The organism is Burkholderia sp. E168m23 (assembly GCF_016586125.1).
In the GTDB taxonomy this organism is placed as follows: Bacteria; Pseudomonadota; Gammaproteobacteria; order Burkholderiales; family Burkholderiaceae; genus Burkholderia; species Burkholderia orbicola.
In genome coordinates this window covers 15,811-29,881 of the sequence record NZ_BCPP01000002.1, presented here as the reverse complement: position 1 = coordinate 29,881, position 14,071 = coordinate 15,811, and the positions used below count along the sequence as shown (strand labels likewise).

At 69.3% G+C, this 14,071-nt stretch carries 10 protein-coding genes; 5 read left to right on the top strand and 5 right to left on the bottom strand.

The window, feature by feature from the left end:
* Window positions 1-979: glycoside hydrolase family 15 protein (locus tag JMF90_RS00265; RefSeq protein WP_201324923.1), on the bottom strand; the 979-nt coding region annotated here is incomplete at its 3' end.
* 167 nt (window positions 980-1,146) lie between these two features.
* On the opposite strand from JMF90_RS00265, the gene JMF90_RS00260 reads away from it, so the two are divergent.
* Entirely contained in the window at window positions 1,147-2,394 is a 1,248-nt protein-coding gene (locus JMF90_RS00260; RefSeq protein WP_011545866.1) for a lactonase family protein, read from the top strand.
* A gap of 120 nt (window positions 2,395-2,514) precedes the next feature.
* Here JMF90_RS00260 and JMF90_RS40660 read toward each other — a convergent pair whose 3' ends face one another.
* Both JMF90_RS40660 and JMF90_RS00250 read right to left on the bottom strand, forming a co-directional pair.
* Complete coding sequence (locus JMF90_RS40660; RefSeq protein WP_011694342.1) at window positions 2,515-7,098, bottom strand: DNA translocase FtsK; 4,584 nt, start codon at window positions 7,096-7,098, stop codon at window positions 2,515-2,517.
* Window positions 7,099-7,275: 177 nt separating this feature from the next.
* Entirely contained in the window at window positions 7,276-7,821 is a 546-nt protein-coding gene (locus JMF90_RS00250) for an META domain-containing protein (protein ID WP_011545864.1), read from the bottom strand.
* 217 nt (window positions 7,822-8,038) lie between these two features.
* On the opposite strand from JMF90_RS00250, the gene purT reads away from it, so the two are divergent.
* From purT to JMF90_RS00230, 4 genes are all read left to right on the top strand, one after another.
* Window positions 8,039-9,253: a formate-dependent phosphoribosylglycinamide formyltransferase gene (gene purT, locus JMF90_RS00245; protein ID WP_011545863.1), complete on the top strand. Its 1,215-nt coding sequence runs from the start codon at window positions 8,039-8,041 to the stop codon at window positions 9,251-9,253.
* A gap of 18 nt (window positions 9,254-9,271) precedes the next feature.
* Window positions 9,272-9,457, top strand: coding sequence for a DUF6726 family protein (locus JMF90_RS00240; protein WP_011545862.1), 186 nt, complete (start codon window positions 9,272-9,274; stop codon window positions 9,455-9,457).
* Between the two features lie 87 nt (window positions 9,458-9,544).
* Window positions 9,545-9,925, top strand: a complete 381-nt coding sequence (locus JMF90_RS00235; protein ID WP_011545861.1) for an MliC family protein — start codon at window positions 9,545-9,547, stop codon at window positions 9,923-9,925.
* 387 nt (window positions 9,926-10,312) lie between these two features.
* Window positions 10,313-11,875: a DEAD/DEAH box helicase gene (locus JMF90_RS00230; protein ID WP_054928036.1), complete on the top strand. Its 1,563-nt coding sequence runs from the start codon at window positions 10,313-10,315 to the stop codon at window positions 11,873-11,875.
* A 261-nt stretch (window positions 11,876-12,136) separates the two neighbouring features.
* On the opposite strand, the gene gluQRS is transcribed toward JMF90_RS00230, so the two are convergent.
* Together gluQRS and JMF90_RS00220 are read right to left on the bottom strand one after the other, a co-directional pair.
* Entirely contained in the window at window positions 12,137-13,033 is an 897-nt protein-coding gene (gene gluQRS / locus JMF90_RS00225; protein WP_054928035.1) for a tRNA glutamyl-Q(34) synthetase GluQRS, read from the bottom strand.
* 25 nt (window positions 13,034-13,058) lie between these two features.
* Window positions 13,059-13,913 carry a sulfurtransferase gene (locus tag JMF90_RS00220; protein WP_012328939.1) on the bottom strand — a complete coding sequence of 285 codons (855 nt, stop codon included), beginning with the start codon at window positions 13,911-13,913 and terminating at the stop codon, window positions 13,059-13,061.
* Window positions 13,914-14,071: the final 158 nt, after the last annotated feature.

Sequence of the window (14,071 nt, the reverse complement as noted above, 5' to 3'; positions counted from 1 at the left end):
AGCCGGGCAGCCAGTCGAGCTCCATTTCCGGCAGCCGGCGCTCGCCGGCGATTCCGTACATGATCTGGATCTGCTCGGGCGAGCCGGCCATCACGCGGCCGAGCCACGTGCGCCACGCACGCGCCTCGTCGTAGTAGCCGCCGCGCATCAGCGCGAGCAGCGTGATCGTCGCGTCGCGCAGCCAGCAGTAGCGGTAGTCCCAGTTGCGGTTGCCGCCGATCTTCTCCGGCAGCGACGTGGTCGGCGCGGCGACGATGCCGCCGGTCGGCTCGTACGCGAGCGCCTTCAGCGTGATCAGCGAGCGGCGCACGGCGGCCGCGTAGCGGCCCTGCACCTGACAGCGGCCCGACCATTCGAGCCAGTAGTTCTCGGTGCGCGCGAGCATCGACAGCGGATCGCGCGCGGGCGGCAGCCGCATGTGCGACGCCGCGTAGCCGAGCGAGAACGGCACGCGCTCGTCGGCGCCGACCGTGAATTCCGCGAGCGTGTGGAGGTTCTTGCCGGTGAGCGGCACCGGCGTGCGCAGCACGACGGTATCGGGGCCGGCGATGGCCTTCATGCCGTCCTCGCGGGTCAGTTGCGTGACCCACGGAATCGAGAAACCGTAGTCGAAGCGCAACACGAGTTCCATGCGCATCTTCATCTTGCCGTGGCGGCCGACGACGATCCGCACCAGTTCGGACCAGCCGTTGCCGGGCGGCATGAAGTCGATCACGGTGACGGCGCCGTCGGCGCTTTCGTAATCGGTCTCGAGAATCAGCGTGTCGCCGCGATAGCGGCGGGTCGTGTGCGTGATCGCGGCGTCGGCGGCCGGAGCAAGCAACCAGCGGCCGTGCTCGGGCGTGCCGAGCAGCGCCGCGAAGCAGGCGCCCGAATCGAAGCGGGGCCAGCACAGCCAGTCGACGGAGCCGTCTTTTGCGATCAGCGCGGCCGTGTGGCCGTCGCCGACGAGGGCGTAGTCTTCGATCAGGGCGGGCATGGGCAGGCGATCCTTGGGTATTCGAGTTTCACAATGCGGACGTCGACGCCCTCGACTTCACGCGCGGGCGCCGCGCCCCGTATACTCGGCCGGGCGGCGGAGCGCGTGAACGGCCGGCGTTTCGTCCTATCTCAACACTTGAAGCGACTCGATGCAAGGAGGATTCAATGCCCAACCGTTTACGCGAGCGTGACGCACGCGCTTCGACACGAGGGTTCCCGCTTAGGTTCGCTCACTGGATGAAAGGTTTCGCGATCGTGCTTTCCCTGTCCGCGACCCACGCATTCGCGCAGCAATCGTCCGCCCCGGCCGACGGCGTCTACAACCTGCTCGTCGGCACCTATACGGGCGGCGGCAGCGACGGGATTTACGTTTACCGCTTCGATACCAAGAGCGGCAGCGTCGCGCCGGTGTCGTCGGCGAAGACCGTGAATCCGTCGTACCTGTTGCCGAGCCGCGACGGTCGCACCGTCTACGCGGTCAACGAACTGCCCGGCGACGACGGGCCGGCGACGCAGCGCGGCGGCGTGAGCGCGTTCCGCTTCGACGCGAAGACGGGCGCGCTGAGCTTCATCGACCGCGTATCGTCGGAAGGGAACGATCCGTGCTATCTCGCGCTGTCGCCGGACGGCAAGTACCTCGTCACCGCCAACTACTCGGTCGCGGCCGACCCGGGCGGCAGCTTCGCGGTGCTTCCGCTGCGCGACGACGGCGCGGTCGGTCAGGCAGTGCTGACGGTCCACCACGAAGGCACCGGGCCGGTGAAGGGCCGCCAGGACGGCGCGCACGTGCATTCGACGGTGTTTTCGCCGGACGGCCGCTATCTGTTCGTGCAGGATCTCGGCGCGGACAAGATCTACGGCTACCGCTACACGGTGGACGGCAGCCGCGGGCTGATCAGCCCGACCGACACGCGCTACACGCCGGTGAAGGCGGGCTCGGGCCCGCGTCACATGGTGTTCAGCGCCGACGGCCGGTTCGCGTACGTGACGAGCGAACTCAACGCGTCGGTCGAGGTGTTCGGCTATCACGACGGCAAGCTGACGCCGATCGAGACGCTGCCGATGACGGCGCCCGGCTTCAAGGGCAAGGTCGGCGGCGGCGCGATCCACCTGTCGCCGGACGGCCGCTTCCTGTACGCGAGCAACCGCGGCGACGCGAACGACCTCGTGATCTACGCGGTGAACAAGGCCGACGGCCGGCTGAAGCACGTCGGCCGCCAGTCGAGCCTCGGCAAGACGCCGCGCGAGTTCCTGATCGATCCGACCGGCAAGTGGCTGATCGTCGGCAACCAGGACAGCGACACGTTCTACGTGTTCAGTCGCGATGTCGAAACGGGGCAGCTCGGCGCGAATCCGCAGAAGATCGCGGTCGGCAAGCCGGTCGATTTCAAGCTGGTGCCGGTCGCCCAGTAAATCGCGGGGATTCCCGGCTGATGCAAGAAGGGCGCTGCCGATGCAGCGCCCTTCGTATTTCAGGCAGTCGGTTTCACGACGCGCCCATGTCGATGAACGGCGGCCGGCGGGCCGCCTGCCTCAGTCGGCCGCAGCCGGCACGAGCACCTCGCGGCTGCCGTTGATGCCCATCGCCGACACGAGGCCGGCCGCCTCCATCTGCTCGACGAGCCGCGCCGCGCGGTTGTAGCCGATGCGCAACTGCCGCTGCACCGACGAGATCGACGCGCGCCGCGTGCGCACGACGAACGCGACGGCTTCGTCGTACAGCGGATCGGCTTCCGCGTCCGGCGCGTCGCCGAACAGGTCCTGCGTCGCGCCGTCGGCGGCCGGGCCGTCGAGGATGCCTTCCTCGTATTGCGGCTCGCCGAACTGCTTCAGGTACTCGACGATCCGGTGCACTTCCTCGTCGGCGACGAACGCGCCGTGCACGCGCTGCGGATAACCGGTGCCCGGCGGCAGGAACAGCATGTCGCCCATCCCGAGCAGCGACTCCGCGCCCATCTGGTCGAGGATCGTGCGCGAATCGATCTTCGACGATACCTGGAACGCGACGCGCGTCGGGATGTTCGCCTTGATGAGGCCGGTGATCACGTCGACGGACGGCCGCTGCGTCGCGAGGATCAGGTGGATGCCGGCCGCGCGCGCCTTCTGCGCGAGGCGGGCGATCAGTTCCTCGATCTTCTTGCCGGCGACCATCATCAGGTCGGCCAGCTCGTCGATCACGACGACGATCAGCGGCAGCGTCGACAGCGGCTCCGGATCCTCGGGCGTCAGCGAGAACGGGTTGCCGATCTTCTTTTCCTTCGCTTCCGCGTCGCGGATCTTCTGGTTGAAGCCCGCGAGGTTGCGCACGCCGACGGCCGACATCAGCCGGTAGCGCTTCTCCATTTCGCCGACGCACCAGTTCAGCGCGTTCGCCGCGAGCTTCATGTCGGTGACGACCGGCGCGAGCAGATGCGGGATGCCTTCGTAGACCGACAGCTCGAGCATCTTCGGGTCGATCATGATGAGCCGCACGTCTTCCGGCGTCGCCTTGTACAGCAGCGACAGGATCATCGCGTTGATCGCGACCGACTTGCCCGAACCCGTCGTGCCGGCCACGAGCATGTGCGGCGCCTTCGCGAGATCGGTGACGACCGGGTGGCCGGTGATGTCCTTGCCCATCGCGATCGTCAGTTGCGACGGCGAATGCTGGTATTCGCGTGCGGCAAGAATTTCCGACAGGCGGATCATCTGGCGCTTCGCGTTCGGCAGTTCGAGGCCCATGCAGGTCTTGCCGGGGATCGTCTCGACGACGCGGATCGACGTGAGGCCGAGGCCGCGCGACAAGTCCTTCATCAGGCCGACGATCTGGCTGCCGCGCACGCCGAGCGCGGGTTCGATCTCGAAGCGCGTGATCACGGGGCCAGCCGACGCGCCGACCACCGTCACCGGCACCTTGAATTCCTGCAGCCGCTGTTCGATCACCTGCGCGGTTTGCGCGAGGTGTTCGTCGGTGATCATTTCGACGTCGTCGGACGCGGGCTCGAGCAGGTCGAGCGTCGGCAGTTCGACGTTGAACGACGCGGGTGCGTGGAATTCGAACGCGTTCGGGCGCGGCGGGCGGGCTGGGGTATCGGCTTGGGCGGGGCCGGTTGCCTCGATTGGATGGGAGGCCGGTGCGCCGATCGGCGGGGCTGCCGGCGATGGCGGCGCGGAAACGACGGTTGCCGGCGTGGTCGGCAGGTTCGCGCCGGGGACGGTTGCCGCTAGCGGTGCCGTGGTCGGTGCTGCCGTCACGTCATGCGACATGGACCAGCCCGACGATGAGACGGCAGGGGCGGGCGATGTCGTGAACGTCTGAGTCGCGGCCGGGGCGGCGGCTGGGACGGACGCGATCGACGGAGCCTGCGTCGCGGTGGCCGCCCCGATGGACGTCAGCGGCCCGGCCGCGGCGACAGGCGCGCTGGCGATCGGGTGCGCTGGCGTGGCGGCGTCCGTGGTCGTCGGCGCGAGCGCGCTGAAGGACGTGAAGGACGTCGACGTCGCGGCGGACGCGGTTGGTGATACGGGCAGGCTGATTGGCGGCTGCGGAGCGACCGCGCCCGATGCGCTGAATGGAGCGAAGGTCGTCGTACCGGTCGACGTGGCTGCTGTGTCGACAGGAAATGCCGATGCCGACGGGGACGACGGCGCGGCGATCGATGTGGACGTGAAAGTCGCGGGCATCGCGGTAGCCGGCACCGGCGTTACGGGCGCCTGCGCAGTCGAACCGAACGTCGAAACCGATGCGCCAGTCGTCGACGGCATCACGGCAGGCGCATCGGTCGATGCAGGCGTCGAGGCGCGGGAAAGCGAACCGTCAGTCAGGTCCGTGGCACCGGCCGGCGATGCCGACGCGACGGAAGTAACGGGTGGTGCCGAGGCGGCCGGTTGCGACGGCGAAGCGGACGCCGTGCCGGTTACGCCGACGGGCGAAACTGCGGTAGCGACGGGCGCGATGTTCGATGCGGAGGCCGGCGCGGATGCGTGTGCAGTCGAGCCATGAGCCGTGCCGGTCAGCGGCGATGCATTGACGGCCGAAGCCGCCGAGGTTGCGGCGAACGGCTGAACCGCCGGCGATTTCGGCGGTTCAGCGGCAACGGTCGTTTGTGTCGCTGCGGGCGGTATCGTCGGCGCGGTCCAATATGTAGCGGGCGTCGCGCGTTGAGCGACCGCCGACAGCGGTGCCGCGGGTTCCGCCGCCTCGACCGGCTTGACGGCGTCCGGCACGTGATTCGATACCGCCGGTGCCGATGTTGCCGCAATCGACGTGGTCCCCGAAGCTGCGCTCACGGACGTTCCCGCGAGCGACGAAGCGGGCAGGGCAGCGAACGGAACGATGCCGTCGGCAGGCTTCGCGGCGGCGTGCGGATCGGCAGCCCCTTGAGGCACGCGGGCCGAAGCGGCGCGATCGATTGCGGACGCCGGTTGCGCGTCGGCGTGGTCGTCGATATCGACGGAGCCGGTCGCTTTGCCGGTGTCGAGGTCGCGAACCGCTGCGTCGCCTCCTTGTGTGAAGGCTGAATGCGCGGATTGCGGTCCCGCGGTGACTGCCGGCGGCTCGGCGATCGGGTTTCCGGTCGACACGTCGAGCGCCGGAACCGGCGCGCTGACGACATCTTCCCAAGGCGCGACGTCGATGGGTGCGTCGATCGACGGTGCTGCGACCCCGAATGCCGGCGCGGCGGGCGTAGCGTCGACGTGACGGATTGCGTCGTCGGCGCGATGCGAGAACGCGGCATCGTCGATGGCGGTATTCGACCGTGCGTTCGGTTCAGCGTCACCGAATGCAGGAGGGGACAAATCGCCAACCGGAGCCTGCGCGATGCCGGACTGCGCCGGCATGAAGGCGTCGAGCACGATCGGCGCGTTGTCGTCGTATGCGGGCGCGGCATCGTGTTCAGCCGGAGCATTGGCGCCCTGGGCTGCGATGCCGTGCGTCGCGGAGCCGAACGCATTCGACACGGTCGCCGATGCCGGCGCGGCCACGCTGCCGGCTGCGGCGGCGACACCGGCCACGGCAGCGGCTGCTGCCGCCGTGTGCGCTGCATCGCCGGACGGCGTGCCGCCCAGCGACGCCCATTGCGCGGTGCTGGCCTCGATCGAACGCAGCGTGTCGTGAACGCTCGGTGCGGGCGTAATCGGCGCCGCCGGCTTCTCGTTCCACGCATAGAGCGGCGCGCGCGCCGGCGCGGGCGGCGCCGGGCGGCGTCGTGCCGCGTCCGTCGACAGGCCGGCTGGCGTCGCTCCTGTGACCGGGCGCACCGGCGGACGCGGCGGCTGCGTAGCAGCCGGTCGCGGCGTGACCGTGGCGCGCGGCGCCGTCTGCGTCAGCGCGGCGGTGGTTGGGCGTGCGGCGGTCGGGCGCGGTCGGACAGGTTCGAATCCGACCGGAAGCGGCGCCGGTGCGGGGCGCGGCACTTGCGTGTTCGCTGCCGCGCGCGCGAGGCTGGCGGTGCTGCCGGTGGTCGGCGGCGGCATCGCGCTGGCCGGGATCGGCGCGGGCGCCGCGGGCGTGCGCTGCGGCGCGCTCGGCTTCAGCCAGCCCGACGGCGCGACGGGTTCCGCAAGGGGGCGCGGCGGGGTCTTGCTGCGCGGCTTCGGCCGTGCCTGCGGATCGGGTTTCCACACTGTCGGGCGCGAATACCGGCCGTTCTGGCGCGGCGCCATCGAGTTGACGGTATGCGCGGTGGTCGGCTGCACGACGTCGTCGTCGCGATGCAATGCACTGCGCGGCAGGTCGGCGATCCCGCGCGCGTCGTCGTCGCCGCCGTCGCGCGACAGCTTGACGCCGAACGACGTGTCGACCCACGCGGCGAACTGCCGCCAGCCGATGCCGGTCAGCCACGGCAAGCCGGCGAAGAACAGCACGACCATCGCGACCGGCGTGCCGATCGGGCCGAGCACGTGGGCGAAGCCGGCGGAGAACGCATGGCCGAGCGCGTTCGTGTCGGGGCCCGACAGCGGGCTCGTCAGCGTGCAACTGGCGACGAATACCGCGGCGAAGCCGAGCCACAGGCGGATCGAGCCGCGGCCGGCAAGCCCGCCGCCGCCGGGCAGCATCGCCTGCACGAGACGCCAGAAGAGAAGGAGGAACCAGACGGCGGAGATGCCGAACCAGCCGAAGACAACCGTGTGCATGCTTTGAAACAGGAGTGGGGAGGGGCGCGCGGGGCGCGACCCGCCGAGTTTAACCGGCCGGCGAACAAGACTCTAACGCGGCGTGATTCCGATTCACGCCGCGCGACGCACGTGGGCGGCACATGCGCGTCGTGCGCCACGCGAAGGCGGTCGGTCGGCCTCCGCGCGCGCCGTGCATCAGGGGCTCCGGTGCGTGAACGTCAGCGTTGCGCCGGCCTGGGTCACGATCTGCAATTGCTGGGGCGCGCGCATCTGCACGCCGGTCTTGTCGACGTGGGCGAGCGCGTCGAGATACGCGGATTCGAGCTGGCCGCCGAGCGTGTTCGGGCAGGCCATCCGCGTGCCGGCGAGCGGGCCGAAGCTCAGCAGGCCGTTCTTGACCGCATAGGTGCCCATGTAGCGATTGCAGCCCGAGAACCCGCTCGCGCGCCGGATGCCCGACTCGGTCGACAGTGCGAGCTTGATCGGCTCGCCGTTGTCGCCGTGCGGGATCGCGCGTTGCGTGCCGTCGGCGTTCACCCAGCTGGTGAGTTCCCAACTCGTGTCGTCGAGCAACTGGACGGCGGCCGGGTTGTACGGGTCGGGCGCGGGGGCGGCGGAATCGGGATGGGTCGGCATCGTGCAGGCGGCGAGAAGCGTGGCAAGCGTCAACGCGCAAAGCGGCGCGCGCAACGGGCGAAGCAGGCCGGTGCGTGCGCGTGCGGCCGCGGACAGGTGGGACATGAGCCTCGTTCCTCTTCGGATTCTGATCAAGGCGTAAGAGTAACGCACCCGCCCCGCGGCAGGCGAGCCGACACTTCGCGCGCGAAAACGTTCGCAGCCCGCCCACGGGCCTCGCGCGACATGGCGCCGGGGGCGGCCAAACGGCCCAAACCGGCCCGGATGCCCGTGTTAACATCGAAGCCGTTTTCGTCCTCCAACAGAACCAGCGGGAAATCACATGCAGATCGGTCAGCGGCTCGGTACGCCGCTTTCACCCTCGGCCACGCGCGTCATGCTGCTCGGCGCGGGCGAGCTCGGCAAGGAAGTCATCATCGCGTTGCAGCGTCTCGGCGTCGAAGTCGTCGCGGTCGATCGCTATCCGGACGCGCCCGGCCATCAGGTCGCGCATCGCGCGCACGTGATCGACATGACGGACCCGGCCGCGCTGCGGGCGATCGTCGAGGCCGAGCGTCCGCACCTGATCGTCCCCGAGATCGAGGCGATCGCCACCGACGCGCTCGCGGCGATCGAGGCGGCCGGCCTCGCCGAGGTGATCCCGACCGCGCGCGCGACGCAGCTCACGATGAATCGCGAAGGGATTCGCCGGCTCGCGGCCGAGGAGCTCGGCCTGCCGACTTCCCCGTATGCGTTCGCCGATTCGTTCGAGGCATTCAGCGCGGCCGTCGCGAAGATCGGCATGCCGTGCGTCGTGAAGCCCGTGATGTCGTCGTCGGGCAAGGGGCAGTCGGTCGTGAAGACCGACGCCGACGTGAAACCCGCGTGGGACTACGCGATGGCGGGCGGGCGTGTGAACCACGGCCGCGTGATCGTCGAGGGCTTCGTCGATTTCGACTACGAGATCACGCAGCTGACCGTGCGCGCGATCGACCCGGCGACGCTCGACACGCGTACCTACTTCTGCGAACCGGTCGGCCACGTGCAGGTGGCGGGCGACTATGTCGAATCGTGGCAGCCGCAGCCGATGAGCGCGGTGGCACTCGAGAAATCGCGCGAGATTGCGCACAAGGTGACCGAGGCGCTCGGCGGGCGCGGCCTGTTCGGCGTCGAGCTGTTCGTGCGCGGCGACGACGTCTGGTTCTCCGAGGTGAGCCCGCGGCCGCACGATACGGGCCTCGTCACGCTCGCCTCGCAGCGCCAGTCGGAATTCGAGCTGCACGCGCGGGCGATTCTCGGGCTGCCGGTCGATCCGGCGCTCGGCACGCCGGCTGCGTCGGCGGTGATCTACGGCGGCCTCGACGAGCGCGGAATCGCGTTCGAAGGCGTGCGCGACGCGCTCGCGGTGCCGGGCGCGGACTTGCGCCTGTTCGGCAAGCCGGAAAGTTTTGCGAAGCGACGCATGGGCGTCGCGCTGGCAACCGGCGCGACCGTCGACGAAGCCCGCGAACGCGCGAAGCGCGCGGCCGCGGCCGTCCGGCCCGTGTCGGCGCGCTGACGGAACGAGGAGAGGACGATGGCGTCGAGAGCGTTGCGTATCGGAAAGCTGGGCGTCGCGCTGGCGCTCGTCGCGAGTCTCGCGGGCTGCGGCCTCGCGGCCGCGCCGTGCCGGGTGGCGTCGGCCGGACTCAAGATCGTGCCGCTCGTCGGCCATGTCGCCGCGGCGCCGACCGATGCGTGCGCGGATGTGATCGATCCCTGATTCCGGCAAGCCGCCGAGCCTCCCTATAAACAATAACCGCGCGCCCCGCGAGGGCGCGCTTTCCACCCGTCTCGTGAGAGGACCTGCATGATTCGCCAAACCCTCGCCGCGCTTGCGCTCGCCGGCACCGCCGTTTCCGTCGCGCATGCCGCGCAACTGACCGTCGAGGAGATCGACGCCGACGCGCGCCAGCAAACCGTCTACCAGTGCGCGAACCAGAAGCAGCCCGTGCGCGTGTCGTACTGGCTCGCGGGCAACGGCCAGAGCTTCGCGCTCGTGCCGGTCGACGGCAAGCAGATGCTGTTCGTCGATACGGTGTCGGCATCGGGCGCGCGCTACCAGGCCGGCCGCTATACGTGGTGGACGAAGGGCAAGGAAGCGACGCTGCGCGACGAGATCGCCGACCCGAAGTCGCCGCCGCTGCTGGGCGACTGCGCGCAGGTCGAGAAGAAAAAGAAGAAGGGCTGAGCGGCGGGCGCGATCGCGGAGCGTATTCATCCGTGTTGACCGCTGTCGGGCTGAAGGCTCGACACGCGGGTTGGCGGCGGGGCGTGCTGATGCGAGGCTCCCGGATCGAACCCTTAATCGAGTTCATCGGCCGATACGGATACCCCGATCGACCAACCGCCGGCCCGCACGGGCGGGAGCAGGGCCGCCGCGCGAACCGCCGTCGTGGCCGTTCGCGGCGTTGTCACGGACAGATTCCCGCACGGTGCTACAATACGGCCCTTTCCGCCGGCATTCGCGCCGAACGGAGTCCGCACGGTCTGGCGTCCAGCGTTCGCATTGAACCGGTCCCAAGCACCAGAGCGGCGCCGCGCGGCGCGCCGCGGCTCCGTCTATTTCCGAATTGTGATGAGCGCAGGCCCGGCCGGCCTGACGCACGATGTCCCCGCCGCGCCTTTTGAGCGAAACGCCACCATGTCCGATTCTGTCGCCAAGCCCGTCGACGCAACCTTCGATCAATTCGGCCTTGCCCCCGATATCCTGAAAGCCATTGTGGAGCAGGGCTATACGACGCCGACGCCGATCCAGGCGCAGGCCATTCCGGTCGTGCTCGCCGGCCGCGACGTCATGGGCGCCGCGCAAACGGGCACCGGCAAGACCGCGAGCTTCTCGCTGCCGATCATCCAGCGTCTGCTGCCGCAGGCCAACACGAGCGCGTCTCCGGCGCGCCACCCCGTGCGGGCGCTGATCCTCACGCCGACCCGCGAACTCGCCGACCAGGTCGCCGCGAACGTGCACGCATATGCGAAGCACACGCCGCTGCGCAGCGCGGTGGTGTTCGGCGGCGTCGACATGAATCCGCAATCGGCCGAACTGCGCCGCGGCGTCGAGATCCTGATCGCGACCCCGGGCCGCCTGCTCGACCACGTGCAACAGAAGACGGCGAACCTCGGCCAGGTGCAGATCCTCGTGCTCGACGAAGCCGACCGGATGCTCGACATGGGTTTCCTGCCCGATCTGCAGCGCATCCTGAACCTGCTGCCGAAGGAGCGTCAGACGCTGCTGTTCTCCGCCACCTTCTCGGGCGAAATCAAGAAGCTCGCGTCGACCTATCTGCGCAACCCGCAGACGATCGAGGTCGCGCGCAGCAACTCGACGAACGCGAACGTCACGCAGATCGTCTACGACGTCGCCGAAGGCGACAAGCAGGCGGCCGTCGTGCAATTGCTGCGCGATCGCGGCCTCAAGCAGGTGATCGTGTTCTGCAACAGCAAGATCGGCGCGAGCCGCCTCGCGCGCAATCTCGAACGCGACGGCGTGGTCGCGTCGGCGATTCACGGCGACAAGACGCAGATCGAGCGGATGCAGGCACTCGACGCGTTCAAGCGCGGCGAGATCGAGGCGCTGGTCGCGACCGACGTGGCCGCGCGCGGCCTCGATATCGCCGAGCTGCCGGCCGTGATCAACTTCGACCTGCCGTTCAGCGCGGAAGACTACGTGCACCGGATCGGCCGTACCGGCCGCGCGGGCGCGACGGGCGACGCGCTGTCGCTGTGCAGCCCGAACGAGCGCAAGCAACTCGCCGATATCGAGAAGCTGATCAAGCGTCCGCTCGACGTGCAGACGCTTACGATCGACAAGCCGGCACGCCAGCGTCACGACGAACGTGGCGGCGAGCGCAACAACAGTGAGCGCGGCGGCGAACGGGGTGGCGAACGCGGAGGTCGGCGCGATCGCGACGAGCATCGCGGTGCATCGGGCCGCCGCTCGGGCAGCACCGAGCGCGGCAGCCATCATCGCCGCCACGAAGCGCCGGTCGACGATTTCTTCCTGAAGCCGTACGAGCCGTCGGCGTCGGCGAAGCAGCCGGACGATGCGCAGCCCGCGCAGCAGCCCGAGAAGAAAGGGCCGAAGCGCCAGGTTGCCGCGCTGCTCGGTGGCTTTGGGATGCCGCGCAAGCCGTCGGCGTAAGCCGGACGGAGCGGCGGGGCGGCGTGTGAGCGCTGCCGGACAAGCGGGTGCATGCGATGAGCATGTGCCCATTTTTCATTGGGCGACGTGATCGGGGCGGTGTGCAGCAGGGAGTATCGCTTGACGCGCAGGGGAGGGACTTTCGACACCGAGTCGTCAGCCGGCGTGGCGCTCAGGCTTCCGTCATGCTTTCATGCGAGCGGATGCAACGCTCGCGGAGGCCGGCGCGTAGTCGGCACGGGCCGGTGTCCTGCAAGCGACTCAACCGGCGCGCGGCCCGAAGCGACGCGCCCACGCATCGGTCGCGGCCGTGTAGAACGCGTCGAGCGTCCCGCCCGGCAGATCGCCATCGTTGGCCAGGCCGAGATGCGCGGCCGCAGCCTGCAGCGCGGGCAGCGGATCGTTGCGTTCGAGCGCTGTCGCGCCCGTCTGCTTGCTGAGCTTTTCGCCGTTCGCATCGACGACGACCGGCACGTGCAGGTACTCGGGCGTCGGCACGCCGAGGCAGCGCTGCAGGTAGATCTGGCGTGCGGTCGAGTCGAGCAGGTCGGCGCCGCGTACGACGTGCGTGATGCCGGCATCGGCATCGTCGACGACGACCGCGAGCTGATACGCCCACTGGCCGTCCGCGCGTTTCAGCACGAAGTCGCCCACTTCGGCCGCGAGGTTCTGCGATTGCGTGTGCTGCCAGCGGTCGGCGAACGTGACGACCGCGTCGCAGCCGTCCGGCACGCGCAGCCGCCATGCGCGTGCGGGCTTGCCGTGCAGGCCGGTGCGACAGGTGCCCGGATACGCGAGCGTCGTGTGGCGTTCATGGGCGGCGCGCAGTGAATCAGCGATCTCCTTGCGCGTGCAGCCGCACGGATAGACGAGCCCCGCCGCGACGAGCTGCTCGAGCGCGGCCGTGTACGCCGCGTCGCGCGTGCTTTGCCAGACGGGCGGCTCGTCGGGCGTCATGCCGAAATGCGCGAGCATCGCGAGGATGTCGTCGGCCGCGCCGGGCACCGTGCGCGGGCCGTCGAGATCCTCGATGCGCACGAGCCATGTGCCGCCGTGCGCGCGTGCGTCGAGCCAGCTTGCGAGCGCGCCGACCAGCGAGCCGAAGTGCAGCGGGCCGGTGGGCGAAGGCGCAAAGCGGCCGCGATAGCCGGGGTTCATCGGCGGTGCGCGGTGCGATGCGCCGTTACGCGGCGCTGGCGGCCTGCGCGCAGGCGGGGCACGACTTGCCGGGCACGTAGCTCGGCGATTGTTGCGCTTCCGGCGTGACGACCGCACGGCACGCGAAGCACGTGACGTTCTCGGTGGGCTGGAGCTGCGGGTTCAGCGCGGTGCGGTAGTCGAACACGAAGCAGTCGCCGTGATAGTGCGCGCCGCCGACTTCCTCGAAGTACTTCAGAATGCCGCCTTCGAGCTGGTACACGTTGTCGATGCCGATTTCCTTCATGTGGATCGCGGCCTTTTCGCAGCGGATACCGCCGGTGCAGAACGACACGACCGTCTTGCCTTCGAGATCGGCGCGGTTTGCGTCGATCACTTCCGGGAATTCGCTGAACTTGTCGATCCGGTAGTCGAGCGCGTTGTCGAACGTGCCGACGTCGACTTCGAACGCGTTGCGCGTGTCGAGCATCACGACCGGGCGGCCCGCATCGTCGTGGCCGCGGTCGAGCCACGCCTTCAGCGTGCGCGCATCGACGAACGGCGCGCGGCCGAGCTCCGGCTTGATCGCGGGCTTCTTCATCGTGATGATCTCGCGCTTCAGGCGCACGAGCATGCGGCGGAACGGCTGCGAGTCGGACAGGCTTTCCTTGAACTGCAGCGTCGCGAACTTGCCCTCGAACAGCGGATCGTGGCGGATGTACGCGATGAACGCGTCGGTGGCTTCGCGCGTGCCGGCGATGAACAGGTTGATGCCTTCCGGCGCGAGCAGGATCGTGCCGCGCAGGCCGAGTTCGTTGCAGCGGGCGGTGACGAGCGGGCGCCATTGCTCGTTCGCGTCGAGCGATACGAAGTGGTAGGCGGCGAGGTTGACGATGGTCATGATGGTCCGACGGGAAAACGGCCGCACGGCGGCCCGCAAAAAAGGGTGCGAAGCCGGGGCGTTGATTCGAAAAACCGTATTATCCCGCAAACGGCGCGGGCATCGGTACCTGGCCGATCGGCCAACCGCGCGACGCGTCGCCGCGTGCATCGGCCGAA